Genomic DNA, 13,825 nt, shown 5'->3' with positions numbered 1-13,825 from the left:
GGTTCACAGCCGGCGGGTCAGGTCCCCGAGCGCGTCGTCGATCGTGACCAGGCAGGTGTTGCGGACGTCCGCGGGCTTGGTCCCGGCGTCGTCGCGCAGCTCGCGAACCCGCTCGGCGGGCCCGGCGACCTCGTCGCCGAGGTCGTCGCCCGCGCGTTCGTAGAGGGCGTCCACGGCGGCGGCCAGCCGGTTGAGCAGCTCGGCGAGCGCGGGGTCGGCCGGCTGGTCGCCGAGATCGGCGAGGTCGCCGAGCAGCACCGACACCTGCACCACCCGCTCGGCGAGTCGCCCCAGCCGGGTCACCGTGTCCGCATCGACCAGCGCGGAGTCGGAGCGGACGATGGCCCGCCGCCGCGGGTTCCACCGCACGCTCTCCCGACCGACCCACACCGTGTCGTGGACGCCGCGTACGGCCCCCCGCAGCCGCCGCGCCCGGGTCACCCACCCCGTGGCGTCGGACGAGGTCCAGCCCTCGCGCACGCCGGCGGCGACCCCGCGCAGTTCCTCGCTGATCTCGCCGGCCAGGGACCGCACCGCGTCGCGCGCGTCCCGCAGGTGCACCGGTGGGAGCACGAAGGTGTTGACCGCCGCGCCGACCACCGCCCCGACGACGCTGAACAGCGCCCATGCCGCCAGGTCCTGCGGTCGGCCCGCGCTGCCGTTGACCAGCAGGATCAGCGCGGTGACCGCGACCCAGTGCCCGTCGGGTCGCAGCCGCCGCCACCGTCCGATCAGCAGCCCGAGCACGACCACCAGCGCGAGTGCCGCCAGGGGCAGCGGGACCAGCGCCCCGACGGCGAAGGCGAGCAGCACCCCGAGCAGCGCCAGCACGGCCTGCCGGGCGGCGCCGGTCCACGAGCGGTGCACCGTCATCGTGACGGTCAGGACGGCGACGTAGGGTCCGAGGAACGCCTGTTCGTCCCCGACCCCGTAGGCGGCGGCCCCGCGGGTGACCAGCAGGGCCAGCACCGCGGCCAGCGCGGCCTTGAGGGCCTGGGTCGCGGCCTCCCGGTCCCGGCCGGTGCGCAGCACCGCCTCCCGGGCGCGGGTCACCACCCCGTCAGCCACAGTGGATCGACCCCTTCCCAGCCGTCCGCCGGCCCGTCCGGCAGGCGCTCGACGTCCGTAGGGACCGGGGCCCGCACGCCGCCCGGCCGGACGTCGGTGCTACCGGGGTCGGGCATCCCGTGGGGTGCCCGACCGGCCCCAGCTCACACATTCCCGCTCACACATTCCCGCTCACACATTCCTGCAGGAACCGTGCGTGACCGCTGTGCCTGCGGGTAGCCCGGGGGATGAACGAGAGCCCGCAGCCCCGCCAGCAACAGGACCCGCCCGGGAGCACGGCGGAGATGGCCCCCGAGCCCCGCGACGAGATGCGCGCCTACACCGGGCGCGACCTGCTGCGTGACCAGGTCGCGCTGGTCACCGGCGGCGACTCCGGGATCGGTCGCGCGGTCTGCGTCGCGTTCGCCAAGGAGGGCGCGGACGTGGTCGTCGCCTACCTCTGCGAGGACGACGACGCCGAGCACACCGCCGCGCTCGTGCGCGAGGAGGGCAGGCGCGCCGTGACCGTCCGCGGCGACCTGGGCGACGCCGCGCACTGCGTCGACGTGGTGGACCGCACCGTCGCCGAGTTCGGGCGGCTCGACGTGCTGGTCAACAACATCGCCACCCAGGAACCCGTCGACGCCCCCGAGGACATCGACGACGAGCGCTGGCTGCGGACCTTCGAGGTCAACGTGCACAGCTTCTTCCGGGTCACCCGCGCCGCGCTGGCCCACCTGCCGCGCGGCGGCGCGATCATCAACACCGGCTCGGTCAACGGGCTGCGCGGCAACAAGTCGTTGATCGACTACTCGGCGGCGAAGGGCGCGGTGAACGCGCTGACCTACTCGCTGGCCCAGGCGCTGGTGGATCGCGGCATCCGGGTCAACTGCGTCGCCCCCGGCCCGGTGTGGACCCCGCTGATCCCGGCGACGATGCCGCCGGGCAAGGTCGAGACGTTCGGCGGGCAGGTGCCCATGGGCCGTGCGGCCGATCCCGACGAGATCGCCCCGTCCTACGTCTTCTTCGCCGCCGAGACCCTGTCGTCCTACTACACGGGCGAGGTGCTCGCGCCCCTGGGCGGCGAGACCCTGCCCGGATGACCCGGTCGGACGACCGCCGGCAGGTGTGACCGGCCGGGCACCGGGTACCTCGCCTCCCATGAGCACCCACACCACGGACGGGCGGGCGAGCACCCCGCGGCACGCCGCGGACCCCGCCGAACCACAGACCTCCCGCCCGACCCCGGCCGAGCTGTCCACCGGGGAGCTGGCGACGCGGCTCTCCGGCCAGGTCACCGAGCTGGTCAGGGGCGAGCTGGAACTGGCCCGCGCCGAACTGGCGACGAAGGGAAAGCGCGCCGGGACCGGTGCCGGGCTGGCCGGCGCCGGTGGCGTCCTCGCCCTGTACGGGGGCGGTGCGCTCGTCGCGGCGGCCGTGGCCGGGCTCGCCTTCGTCCTGGACGTCTGGCTCGCCGCGGTCATCGTCGGGGTCGCGCTGCTGGTCGTCGCGGGTGTGCTCGCCCTGGCGGGTCGCTCGCAGATCCGGCGCGCCGCGCCGCCGGTACCCGAGCAGGCCGTGGACGGCGTCGGTCGCGACGTCGACACCGTCCGGACGGCGGTGCGTCGATGAGCGCTCCCGAGCCCGCGGCGGCGGGGCCCGTCGACGAGAGCCGTCCCGTCGTGGACGGGCGGCCCGACGACCGCAGCCCGGACGAACGCCGCGCCGACATGGAGGAGCTGCGCGGCGAGCTCGGCGAGACCGTGACCGAGCTCGCCCACCGGCTCGACGTGCCCGCGCAGATCCGGGCGCGGCGCGACGAGACGACCGCGCGGGCGCGCGACCGGCTCGACCGCGTGCAGACGGTACTGGAGGAGAAGGCACCCCCGGTGGGTCGCGCGGCACGCGAGCAGCCGACGCTCGTGGCGGCGGCCCTGCTGGTGCTGGTGGTGCTGGTGGTGAATCGGGCCCGACCGAGGAGGCGCTGAGGATGGAACGAGGCAGCGACAAGCACGGCTCGCGCACCGACGACGCGCTGGCCTCGCAGCTGGCGGGGCAGCTGGGCGGCCCGGGTGGATCCAACCGCGAGGAGTGGGCCGATCCGGAGCCGCCCGCCGACGACGACCACGAGCCGCCGCCGGCCCCGGGCGTTGGTGCCGGGGGTGGCCCGGTCGTCGACGACGACGGGGAGCAGCGGTGATCCGGTGGCGGCGGGTCGCGGCCGGAGCGCTCACCGCCACGGCCGTCCTCACCGTCGGTGCCGCCGCGTGCGAGGACGGGCTCGGGGTCCCCGAGCAGAGCGAGCAGAACGTCGGCTCCGGCAACGGGGGCGAGCGCGGCGAGGACGGCGCGCCCGGCCAGGGCGGCGCCGGCGACGGGATCGGCGGCGTCTGAACCCGGTCCCCCCGGTCGTCAGGACGCGGCGCGGGCCAGCTCGAACCACACGCGCTTGCCGTCGGCGTGCCGCTCGCTGCCCCACCGGTCGGCGATCGAGGCGACGAGCTGCAGGCCGTGCCCCCCGACCTCCTCGCCCGCCCGGTCGGCGACCCGTGGCTGCGCCGGGGAGTCGTCGACCACGGCGACGCGCAGGAGCAAGCCGGTCAGGTGGATCTCCAGGACCAGCTTGGTCCCGGACGTCACGTGCCGGACGACGTTGGTCACCAGCTCGCTGAGCAGCAGGTTCGCGTCGTCGCCGTAGTGATCGGCAGCCCAGGACCCGAGCAGCTCGGAGAGCAGGCGGCGAGCGGTGGGGACGCTGCGGTGCTCGGGCGGCAGGTCGATGATGGCGGTCAGCGGCGCGCGCATCAGGCCACCGGTCCGGGGCCGCCGCCGACCCCGTCGTCGGTGTCGGTGTCGAGCTTCTCGGCGATCCCCAACGCGTGGAACACCCGCAGGGCAGGACCGCTGCCCAGCCGCACCGCCACCCGCCGCCCGGCGTCGCGGGCGCGCCGGTCGGCCAGCAGGACCAGGCGGACCCCCGACGAGTCCACGAACGACAGCTCGGACAGGTCGATGACCAGGACGGCGGGCTCGTGCGCCTCGGCCGCCTCGACCCGGGCCGCGGCCTCGGCGAGCGTGGCGATGTCCAGCTCACCTCGCAGCACGACCACCTGGTGTTCCCGACGCCGGCCGCCGTCGGCGGCGGGCCGGGTCACGACCCCTCCTGCGGCGTCGCGCCCACGACGAGCAGGGCGATGTCGTCGCGCGGCGACCCCACCTGGAACGCGGTGACGTCGGCGACGATCGCCGCGGCGACGGCCTCGGCCCGCCGCCCGGCCTGCGCCGCGACGACGTCGCGGAGGCGCCGCGGCCCGTACCAGCCGTCCATCCCGCGTGCCTCCGTGACTCCGTCGGTGAGCAGGACCAGCAGCTCGTCGGGTTCCAGGACGATCTCCACCTCGGTCAGCGAGACCTCGGGGTAGACCCCGAGGAGCGTACCCGGGGCATCGACGGTCTCCACCCGGCCCGCCCGCACGGCGAGCGCGGGAACGTGCCCGGCGCTGACCAGCTGGGCCCGCACCCGGTCCGGGGCCACGTCCAGGTGGGCGTGCACCACCGTCGCGAACCGCGCCGGGTCGCCGACCGAGTCGTGCAGCATCGCGGCGTTCAGTCGCCGCAGCACCGCGGCCGGGCCGAGGCCGTGGCCGACGTCGGCGCGGACGGTGTGCCGGATCAGGGCGGTCAGCGCGGCGGCCTCCGCCCCCTTGCCGCACACGTCGGCGACGGTGACGGCCCAGCGTCCCGGCACCGTCCCCGCGACGACGTCGTAGAGGTCGCCGCCGACCCGCAGGTCGGCCTCGTCGGCGCCCTGCGGGAGGTACCGCACGGCCAGGTCGAGCCCGGGCGCGGCGGGCAGGGCGGCGGGCAGCAGGGCGGACTGCAGCGTGTGCGCGGTCCGTCGCTGCTGCTCGTAGAGGCGCGCGTTGTCCAGGGCCACGGCCGCGGTGGCGGCGAGCTGGTTCGCGAAGGCGAGATCGACCTCGCTGAACCGCTCGCCGGACTCGGCCTGGACCAGGGTGAGCGCCCCGAGGCTGCGCCCGCGCACCAGCAGCGGCACCACCAGCCCGGACCGCATGCCGATCGAGCGGATCAGCTCGAGGTGCTCGTCGTCGCGGGCGGCCGCGACGAGCAGGTCGTCGGGGATGTCGGGCAGGAACACCGGCTCGCCGGTGCGGGCGACCGCGATCGCGCCGGTGGGCGCATCCGGGTCGGGCGGGTAGCGCTGTTCGAGCCGGGCGACGAAGGCGACCTTGGCCGGGTCGGAGTGGGCCACCGCCACGCGGTCGACGCGCCCGTCGCCGACGAGGTGCACGGCGCACCAGTCCGCGGTGCCGGTGACGGCGAGGTCGGCGAGCTGCTGGAGGCGTTCCTGCACCGACAGGGGTGCCTCCATCAGTCCGGCGGCCTGGGCGAGGAAGGTCATCCGGGCCAGCTGGCGCTCGGCGTCGGCGCGGGCCGTGCGCTCGGCGACGAGCAGGCGGGCCCGGTCCAGCGCCTGCGCGCACAGGGCGGCCACGGCGAGCAGGTGGCTGCGCTCGGGCGGGAGGAACTCGCGCGGCCGGGAGAAGGTGAACACGATCGCCCCGAGGTCGCGGTCCTCCACCCGCAGCGGGACACATGCCGTGGCCTGGAAGCCCTCCGACGTGCCGACCGGGGCCATCTCCGGGTAGCGGCGGCGCCACTGTTCGGCGTCCTCCAGCCACACCGGTTCCCCGTCGAGCACCGCGTCCGACAGCGGGCCGCCACGCCGCACCGTGAGCCGCCGGTAGCGCCCCGACGTCTGCGCCGACCAGCCCGCGGAGTGCAGCGACTCCAGCTCGCCCGACTCCGTGGTGGCGTACACCCCGGCCGCGTCGGCCTCCAGCACCTGGGCCGCCGCGGTGACCGCGAGCCTGCCGATGTCCACCGGCGTGGCCGCCCGGGAGAGCTGCTCGGCCAGGTGCTGCAGGGCGAGACCGCGCGCCTGGGCCGGGTCGTCGGACGACATCCGCGGATGCTACCGGGGTCCGGAGCGGGCGTCGTTGCGCAACCACCACTGCGGCGTGGTCTCCCCGGCGGCCCGCCGGGCCAGCGGCTCGGTGGCGGCGGCCATGTCGACGGCGACCGTCGTGCCCTGCGGCGTGCCGTCGAGGTCGACGCGCTCGGCGAGGGCGTGGATGACGGCCAGGCCGCGGCCGCGGTAGCCGGGGTCCGCGGGCGGGGGTCGCCAGCGTCCGAAGTCCTGCACCCGGACCTGCACGCCGCCCCCGGCGGCCGGCCCGACCCGCCAGGCGATCTCGCCGGGCCCGTCGGGGTAGGCGTGTTCGACGCAGTTGCTGAGGCACTCGCTGAGCACCAGCGCCACGTCGGCGGTCGTGTCCTCGGACAGCCCCGCCGCGGCGCACCACCGCTGCAGCATCCGGCGCGTCGCAGGCAGCAGCGCCGGGTCGGCCGGGGACCGCACCTCGAGGGGGGCGGGCAGGAACCGGACCACGACCAGCGCCACGTCGTCGCCGGTGTCCGCGCCGTCCAGCGTCGCATCCAGCAGCTCCTCGGCGAGCGGGCCCGGTGCCAGCGGGTGCAGCCGCGCCGCCGCGGTCGAGAGGCGGTCGAGGCCGTCGTCGACGACCTCGCCGCGGCGCTCCACCAGGCCGTCGGTGTAGAGCGCGACCGAGGTTCCCGCAGTGATCGTCTCTCGGCCCTCGACGTACGGGGCTCGTCCGGCCAGGCCGAGGACGGCGCCTTCCCCGCCATGCCCGAACCGGGTGCCGCCAGGACCGGTGAACAGCGGAGGCAGGTGCCCGGCGGCCGACCAGCGGACCTCACCGGACGCGACGTCGAGGATCAGGCACAGCGCCGTGCTGCCTCGCGCCCCGGCGATCCGGTGGGTCGCCCGGTCGAGCCCGTCGAGCGCCGCGGCCGGGGGGAGGCCGTCGTGCAGGTAGGTGGCGAGCACGCTGCGCAACTGGCCCATCAGCGCCGCGGCGGCGGGTCCCTGGCCGACGACGTCGCCGACGACCACCGCGACGCGGTCGCCCTCGAGCGCGAAGACGTCGAACCAGTCGCCGCCTGCCTGCAGCTCCCGCACCGCGGGCTGGTAGCAGGCGGCCAGGCCGAGCCGCTCGAGCTCGGGCAGGGCGGACGGGAGCAGCGCGCGCTGCAACGTCTGCGCCAGCCGCCAGCGCTGGTCGGCCAGCGCCGCGCGCTCGAAGGCCTGCGCGGCCTGGCCGGCCAGCGCGGTCGTGAAGTCGCGCTCGTCGGCGGGGAACTCCCGGGTGGTGTCGAAGGCGACGACGACCACGCCGAGCGCGACGTCGCCGCTGAGCAGCGGGACCGCGGCCGACGCCCCGTCGGCGCCCGTCGCGGCGGGGAAGCGGGCCAGCCGCGACGCCGCGTCCGGCGACCACACCGGCTCGGCGGCGAGTGCGGCGTGCGCCTCCGGGGTGCTCCCGTCCAGGCGCACCGTCTCCGGCGGCTGCCCGGGACCCGCGTGGCGGACCAGTCGCAGCGTGCGCCCGTCGGTCTCGCCCGCGTAGACGGTCACCGCGCGGGCGGACAGCGCGTCGCGCACGCCGGCCGCCAGCGCACCGGCGGCCGCGGCCAGCGTTCCGGCCGAGGCCAGCGCGGCGGTGACGGCCTGCAGCTGGGCCTCCCGGGCGGCGACCCGGTCCGCGTCGACCGCCCCGGCGATCCGGTCCCCGAGCTCCTCGGCGAGCACGCCGTCGCGCCCGAGGGTGGCCGCGTCGCGTCCGCCCAGTTCGACCGTGCCGAGCAGCCGTCCGGCGACGACCAGCGGCACGAGCAGCGGGTCGGGGTCGCCGCCGGTGGCCGGGTCGCCGCGGCGCGGGGGAGCGGCGCGGTGCCAGCGGGTGAGCTCGGGAGGAAGGAGGTGCGGCGCCCGGGCGAGCCGCGCCGCCGCGACGTCGGGCCGGCGGGAGTGCGCCGCCGCGACCGGCGCCAGGCGGCCGTCGGGGCCGCGCAACGACACCACCACGAGCTCGGCCAGCGTTCCGCTCAGCAGCCGCGCGAACCGGTCGAGGCGCTCGCGTAGCGCCACCTGCTCGGCGAGCAGCGCGCCCACCTCGGCCAGCAGCGCGTCCCGCTCGGCGGCCCGGCGCTGCGCGGTGACGTCGCGCATGGTGGCGACGACGCAGGCCCGCTGCCCGTCGCGGGCCGGCAGGGCGCTGTAGGACACCGACACCCACACCCGTGCCCGCGTGTCGACGTGACGCAGCGGGACGACGACCTCGCCGTGGTCGCGGCCCAGTGCCGCGGCGTGCGCCGCCTGCAGCAGCGCGAGCTCGTCGGCGTCCTCCTCGGCGGTGGGGAAGATCGGGTACGGGGGGCCGCAGGGCAGGTGCTCGGGACGCAGGCCGAGCAGCTCGGTCGTCGCCGGGTTGATCTCGACGATGGCCGCGCTGTCGACGTCGATCACCGAGAAGCCGTCCTGCAGGGCGTCCACCACGGCGGTGCGCCACCTGGCCTCGTGCGAGCGCAGCCGGGCGAGCTCCAGGTTGGAGCGCACCCGCGCGACGAGGTCGTGCGAGGAGAAGGGCTTGGTGAGGTAGTCGTCGGCGCCGGCCCGCAGGCCCTCGATGGCCGCCTCCTCGCCCGCCCGGGCCGAGAGCAGTACCACCGGGACGCCGGCCGTGGTCGGATGTGCGCGCAGCGCCGCGAGCAGGCCGAAGCCGTCCAGCTCGGGCATCATCACGTCCGCGAGCACCAGGTCGACCGGGTGCTGTCGGGCGATCCGCAGCGCTTGCGCCCCGTCGGCCGCCTCGTACACGGCGTAGTGCGGGCGGAGCAGGCCCGCGACGTACCACCGCAGGTCCGGGTTGTCCTCGGCGACCAGCACGGTCGCGCCCGTGGTGCTGCCGGTGTCGATCCGCCCGGTCACGGTCGGGCCGGTGTCCGGACCCTCGGTCGGGCGCACCCACGACAGCGCCTCGTCGAGGAACAACCCCACCGACGACGACGTCCGGGCGCCGCTGGCCGGGAGGTCGGTGCGGGCCGTCGCCGGCAGCCGCACCGTGAACACCGACCCGGCACCCGGCCCGCTCGCGACGTCCACCCCGCCGCCGTGCAGCGCGACGAGCTCCGCGACCAGGGCCAGCCCGATGCCGGTGCCCTCGGCGCTGCGGGCCTGCGCGCCGCGGACCCGGTGGAACCGCTCGAACACCCGCCGCAGGTCGGGGGCCGGGATGCCCACGCCGGTGTCGGTGACGAGCAGCTCGGTCGCCCCGTCCGCACCCTGCCGCAGCCGCACCGTGACCGTGCCGTCCAGGGTGTACTTCACCGCGTTCGACAGCAGGTTGAGGACGATCTTCTCCCACATGTCGGGGTCCACGAGCACCCCGCTCGGCAGGTCCGGGCAGTCCAGCACGAACCCCAGCCCGGCGTGCTCCGCCGCCGGGGCGAAGGTGCCGGCGATGGCCCGGGTCAGGTGCGCGAGGTCGACCGGGACCAGGTCCGCGACCAGCCGCCCGCCTTCGAGGCGGGCGAAGTCGAGCAGGGTGTCGACGAGGCGCCGCAGCCGCCCGCTGTTGCGCCGGATCAGCTCCATCCGGTCGCGCTGGGCGGGCGGCAGGGGAGCGTCGACGTCGGCGAGACCGTCCTGGGCCGGTCCGGCGATCAGGGTCAGCGGGGTGCGCAGCTCGTGGCTGACGCCGGTGAAGAACTCGGTCTTGGCGCGGTCCAGCTCGGCGAGCGCGTCGATCCGGCGGCGTTCGGCCTCGTGGGCCTGCACGTCGGTGAGCGCGGTGGACACCTGGTCGGCGGCCAGGTCGAGGAAGCTGCGGTAGTCGGCGTCCACGGCGCGGTAGGGGCTGACCCCGAGCACCAGCACGCCGAAGGGGCGATCGCGGCCCGCGTCGGTGAGCGGGACCGCCCACGCGGTGTCCACGTCGGCGTCCCCGACCGGGTTGTGCCCGGGACCGGCCAGCCCGGGCAGGCGGCGCGCGAGTCCGGAGGACGCCACGGTCCGGCCCTGCGTCGCGGCCTGCCAGATCGATCGGCCGACCGGCCCGGCCGGGGGCAGTGCCTCGGGGAGCACGGCCCGGTCGAGGCCCTCGGTGGCCACCAGGCGGGCGCTCGCGCCGTCGGGGGCGAGCAGGTAGACCGCGGCGAACGGGATGTCGGCCCGGTTGGTCGCGAGCGCAGCCAGCGTGCGGGAGCAGGCCTGCTCCACGTCGGCGGCCTGGGCGACGTCACCCAGCTCCCGCAGGGTGCGCAGCCGCCGCTCGCCGAGCACCCGCCCGGTCGTCTCGGTCACCGCGGTGAAGACCCCGCCGACCTGGCCGTCGCCGGTCCGGATCGGGCTGTAGGAGTAGGTGAAGTACGCCTCCTCCAGGTAGCCGAACCGGTGTGCCGGCAGGAGCTGGTCGTCCGACCAGGTCGCCTCCCCGGTCCGCAGGACGCTGGTCAGCTGCCGGCCGATGATGTGCCACATCTCCGGCCACACCGCGCGGCCCGGCCGGCCCAGCGCGGGGTGCTTGGCCGGCCCGAGGATGGGGATCCACGCGTCGTTGTAGAGCAGCGCCAGCTGCGGGCCCCACCAGATCACCATGGGATGGCGGGAGGAGACGCAGATGCCCACCGCCGTGCGCAGCGTCGTCGACCAGGACGCGAGCGGCCCCAGCGGGGTGGCGGCGCCGTCCAGCTCGGCGATCCGCCTGCCCATCTCCCCCCCACCGGCGAGGAAGGCGGTGTCGGCGCGGTGCGCGGCGCCGTCGGGCGGCGCGTTCATCGGCGTGTCCGGGTCGGCACCCTCGTCCACCTCCCCACCGGGACTCGGTGGCGAAGTCTGGCATCCGGCGCGGCACGCAGCGACCGCAGACTCCGAGCGCCGCTCGCGGCGAGCGCGTCCGTCGCCCGGACGCGTCCGGCCCAGCCGGGTTCAGCCGGCCGCGACGACCTCGGTGGCCGACACGTGCCTGGTGTCCACGTGCACCCCGTCACGGACGTCCCCGCCGCTGCGGTGCGCGAGCCGGAGCAGGGTCTCGATCCACAGGTTGAGCTGCACCTCCCGGGCGAGCCCCACGATGTTGTAGAGCACGTGCGACAGCACGTCACCGGGCCGGGCCCAGGACTCGATCTCCAGCGCCACGGCGCCACCCTCGTCGCGGGCGCGGAACTCGATCTGTCCGGCCTCCAGGTGGCCGTCGAGGGTGGCCAGGCGCCAGGTCGTCGCGGTGGTGCCGATGACGCGGACCGGCCCGTTCCACGGGCCCGGCATCCGGATCGAGAACTCGTCGCCCACCGCCGCGGTGCCGTCCACCCCACGCGTCTTGACGAACGTGGCGACGTCGTCGGGCACGCCGTAGTTGGGGTGGGCGGAGAAGCGGCTCATCAGGGCCGCGGCGTCGCCGCCCACGCCGTCCACGACGACCGAGTAGCGCCGGTGCAGCAGCGGACCCACACCGCGGTCCGGCCCCTGGATCCGGCTGTCGTGCCAGGCGGCGGGACGGCGGCGGGCAGGTCCGCACCGTCCCCGGCCGACGCCGTGCGGTGTACCGGGACCGCCCGGGTCAGGTACTCCCACGTGGCGCGGGCGACGCCGACGGGCCAGCGCGCCACGGTCCGCACGCGACGGGGTAGGGACAGGTGATCGAGGAGGGGAACCACGACGGCGGGTTACCCACCACGGGCCCGACGATGCGCGCGGGTGTGCCCGATGCCGCCGGGGGCATGCGCCCGCACCTCGCGGCGCCGGGCTCAGCCGACCTCCTGGTCACGCTGCCGGTGCAGCTGGTCCGCGGCCGGGCCGCCGCCGGGCTCCTGGTCCAGTCCGGCGAGCATCTGCTCGACCTTGCCTGCGGGCTGGGCGGGTGCCAGCAGCGGCGTGTCCGGGTCGATGACGGCCTCGACGAGGAACGGCCGGTCCGCGGCGAGGGCGGCGCGCCAGGCCGGGGCGATCGCGTCGGCGGAGTCGATGCGGGCGGCACCGAGGTCGAGCAGCTCGGCGTAGCGGGCGTAGGGGAACGCCGGCACCTCCTGCGAGGTCGGGTAGCGGGGGTCGCCCTCGACCTCGCGCTGCTCCCAGGACACCTCCGAGAGGTCCCCGTTGTGCAGCACCAGCACCACGAACCGCGGGTCCTCCCACTCCCGCCAGTGCCGGGCCACGGTGATCAGCTCCGACAGCCCGTTCATCTGCATCGCGCCGTCCCCGGCCAGCACGACGACCGGGCGGTCGGTCCGGTCCAGCTTGCCGGCCAGCGCGGTCGGCATGGCGCACCCCATCGAGGCGAGGGTCCCGGACACGTGACCGCGCACCCCGGGCGGCAGCGCGACGAACCGGGCGTACCAGTAGGTGCACGACCCCACGTCCACGCTGACCAGTGCGTCGGCGGGCAGCTCCGCGGACAGGGCGTGCACGACCGCCTGCGGGTTCAGCACCCCCGCCGATCCGGCCGGCTCGGCCGCGCGCTGCTCGCGCACCTCCCGCCAGCCCCGCACCGCGCCCTCCACCTCGGCGCGCCACCGTCGACCGGGGGCGGTGCCGCGGTCGGCGAGCCGGTCCCGCAGGGCGGCCAGGGTGTCGCGCGCGTCGCCGGTCAGCCCCACCTCGACCGGGGCCTTCGTCCCGATGTTGCGCCCGGCGATGTCGATCTGGACGGTGCGGGCCTGCCCCGGAGCGGGATAGAACTCGGTCCACGGGTCGTTGCTGCCCACCACGAGCAGGGTGTCGCAGCGACCCATCAGCTCCGCGGACGCCGTGGTCCCCAGATGGCCCATCACCCCGCTGTGGAAGGGCAGGGACTCGTCGAGGACCGGCTTGCCCAGCAGCGACGCCGTCACCCCGGCCCCGAGCAGCTCGACGACCTCCAGGAGCTCGGCCTCCGCACCGTAGGCCCCCTGCCCGACCAGCACGGCGGGCCGCGACCCGGCGGTCAGCACCTCCACCGCGCGGTCCAGGTCGGCCCGGCGGGGCACGACGTGCGGACGCGACAGGGCCGTGCTGCTCGGCACCATCGCGTGCTCGTGCGGGGTGACGTCGGACGTGCGGGCCTGCTGCACGTCGTGGGGCACGATCAGGCAGGTCGGGGTCGCGGTGTCCAGCGCGGTCCGGAACGCGTTGTCCAGCGCGTGCGGGAGCTGCTCCGGGGACACCACGGTCTGCACGTACTGTCCGCAGGCGTCCTTGAACAGGGTGTGCAGATCGACCTCCTGCAGGTAGCCGCTGCCCAGCGCCGTCGACACGACCTGCCCGACGATCGCGACCACCGGCTTGCGGTCCAGCTTCGCGTCGTAGAGCCCGGCGAGCAGGTGGATCGCGCCCGGCCCCTGGGTGGACAGGCACACGCCGACCTCGCCGGTGACCTTGGCGTGCCCGCTCGCCATGAACGCGGTCATCTCCTCGTGGCGGGCGGTGACGAGCGCGGGATCGCCGCCCGCGCGGCGGAACGCCGCCAGCAGCGGGTCGATGCCGTCACCTGCGTAGCCGAAGACGCGGCGCACCCCCCAGTCGCGCAGCCTCGCGACGATCGCGTCGCTCACCAGGGTCGTGTCCGGGCTCGCCGTGCCCGCGGGTGAGGTGTGCGGGCCTCGGGTGTCTGCGCTGCGGTCGGTCATGCCCGTGCATACCCGCTCACGGCCGACCGACGCGTGCAGGACGCGCCGGACCGCGCACCGTCGCCGGTGCACCGCGACGAGCAGGGTCCACCGCAGCACCTGGGCCAGCACGGTGCCGACCGGCCCCAGGGCCAGCGCGTCGAGCAGCACCGGGACCACGGCGACCAGGGCGAGCGCCAGCAGCACGAACACGATGCGCGCCCAGCGTCAGCGCGGTCGCCGTGCCGCG

Annotated in this window: 12 protein-coding genes; 5 read left to right on the top strand and 7 right to left on the bottom strand. The window is 76.2% G+C overall.

Annotated features, from left to right (window positions below; translation table 11 throughout):
* Nucleotides 1–3 precede the first annotated feature (3 nt).
* Complete coding sequence (locus Q1K26_RS06970) at nt 4–1,068, bottom strand: FUSC family protein (RefSeq protein WP_300008627.1); 1,065 nt, start codon at nt 1,066–1,068, stop codon at nt 4–6.
* Between the two features lie 227 nt (nt 1,069–1,295).
* Between Q1K26_RS06970 and Q1K26_RS06965 the strand changes: the two genes are divergently transcribed.
* The 5 genes from Q1K26_RS06965 to Q1K26_RS06945 are packed head-to-tail and all read left to right on the top strand — an operon-like array spanning nt 1,296 to nt 3,441.
* A complete protein-coding gene (locus tag Q1K26_RS06965; protein ID WP_300008625.1) occupies nt 1,296–2,150 on the top strand; it encodes an SDR family oxidoreductase in 855 nt (284 codons plus the stop codon).
* Between the two features lie 58 nt (nt 2,151–2,208).
* Nucleotides 2,209–2,679 carry a phage holin family protein gene (locus tag Q1K26_RS06960; protein ID WP_300008623.1) on the top strand — a complete coding sequence of 157 codons (471 nt, stop codon included), beginning with the start codon at nt 2,209–2,211 and terminating at the stop codon, nt 2,677–2,679.
* Entirely contained in the window at nt 2,676–3,035 is a 360-nt protein-coding gene (locus tag Q1K26_RS06955) for a DUF3618 domain-containing protein (protein ID WP_300008621.1), read from the top strand. Before Q1K26_RS06960 ends, Q1K26_RS06955 begins: the two co-directional genes overlap by 4 nt.
* A gap of 2 nt (nt 3,036–3,037) precedes the next feature.
* Nucleotides 3,038–3,247, top strand: coding sequence for a hypothetical protein (locus tag Q1K26_RS06950; RefSeq protein ID WP_300008619.1), 210 nt, complete (start codon nt 3,038–3,040; stop codon nt 3,245–3,247).
* Nucleotides 3,244–3,441, top strand: a complete 198-nt coding sequence (locus Q1K26_RS06945) for a hypothetical protein (RefSeq protein WP_300008617.1) — start codon at nt 3,244–3,246, stop codon at nt 3,439–3,441. The genes Q1K26_RS06950 and Q1K26_RS06945 overlap by 4 nt, the downstream gene beginning before the upstream one ends.
* 18 nt (nt 3,442–3,459) lie before the next feature.
* Here the strand turns inward: Q1K26_RS06945 and Q1K26_RS06940 are convergent, their stop codons facing one another.
* The 6 genes from Q1K26_RS06940 to Q1K26_RS06915 all read right to left on the bottom strand — a co-directional run bounded on the left by Q1K26_RS06940 (nt 3,460) and on the right by Q1K26_RS06915 (nt 13,788).
* A complete protein-coding gene (locus Q1K26_RS06940) occupies nt 3,460–3,852 on the bottom strand; it encodes an ATP-binding protein (protein ID WP_300008615.1) in 393 nt (130 codons plus the stop codon).
* Nucleotides 3,852–4,202, bottom strand: a complete 351-nt coding sequence (locus Q1K26_RS06935) for an STAS domain-containing protein (RefSeq protein WP_300008613.1) — start codon at nt 4,200–4,202, stop codon at nt 3,852–3,854. Before Q1K26_RS06935 ends, Q1K26_RS06940 begins: the two co-directional genes overlap by 1 nt.
* Complete coding sequence (locus Q1K26_RS06930; RefSeq protein ID WP_300008611.1) at nt 4,199–6,034, bottom strand: SpoIIE family protein phosphatase; 1,836 nt, start codon at nt 6,032–6,034, stop codon at nt 4,199–4,201. Before Q1K26_RS06930 ends, Q1K26_RS06935 begins: the two co-directional genes overlap by 4 nt.
* A 9-nt stretch (nt 6,035–6,043) precedes the next feature.
* Nucleotides 6,044–10,801, bottom strand: coding sequence for a SpoIIE family protein phosphatase (locus Q1K26_RS06925; protein ID WP_300008609.1), 4,758 nt, complete (start codon nt 10,799–10,801; stop codon nt 6,044–6,046).
* A gap of 120 nt (nt 10,802–10,921) precedes the next feature.
* Nucleotides 10,922–11,443 carry a DUF1990 family protein gene (locus Q1K26_RS06920; protein ID WP_300008607.1) on the bottom strand — a complete coding sequence of 174 codons (522 nt, stop codon included), beginning with the start codon at nt 11,441–11,443 and terminating at the stop codon, nt 10,922–10,924.
* A gap of 296 nt (nt 11,444–11,739) precedes the next feature.
* The gene (locus Q1K26_RS06915; RefSeq protein WP_300008606.1) at nt 11,740–13,788 is read right to left on the bottom strand and encodes a thiamine pyrophosphate-requiring protein; all 2,049 of its coding nucleotides are present in this window, start codon (nt 13,786–13,788) and stop codon (nt 11,740–11,742) included.
* Nucleotides 13,789–13,825: the final 37 nt, after the last annotated feature.

Source organism: Pseudonocardia sp. (genome assembly GCF_029263155.1).
Lineage (GTDB): Bacteria > Actinomycetota > Actinomycetes > Mycobacteriales > Pseudonocardiaceae > Pseudonocardia.
Note: the sequence above shows the minus strand (reverse complement) of the source record. Positions and strands in the feature narration are given on the sequence as shown.

Coding starts and splice junctions, on each gene's coding strand:
- Q1K26_RS06950 (WP_300008619.1), top strand. CDS start 3,038: ATGGAACGAGGCAGCGACAAGCACGGCTCGCGCACCGACGACGCGCTG.
- Q1K26_RS06955 (WP_300008621.1), top strand. CDS start 2,676: ATGAGCGCTCCCGAGCCCGCGGCGGCGGGGCCCGTCGACGAGAGCCGT.
- Q1K26_RS06930 (WP_300008611.1), bottom strand. CDS start 6,034: ATGTCGTCCGACGACCCGGCCCAGGCGCGCGGTCTCGCCCTGCAGCAC.
- Q1K26_RS06965 (WP_300008625.1), top strand. CDS start 1,296: ATGAACGAGAGCCCGCAGCCCCGCCAGCAACAGGACCCGCCCGGGAGC.
- Q1K26_RS06960 (WP_300008623.1), top strand. CDS start 2,209: ATGAGCACCCACACCACGGACGGGCGGGCGAGCACCCCGCGGCACGCC.
- Q1K26_RS06940 (WP_300008615.1), bottom strand. CDS start 3,852: ATGCGCGCGCCGCTGACCGCCATCATCGACCTGCCGCCCGAGCACCGC.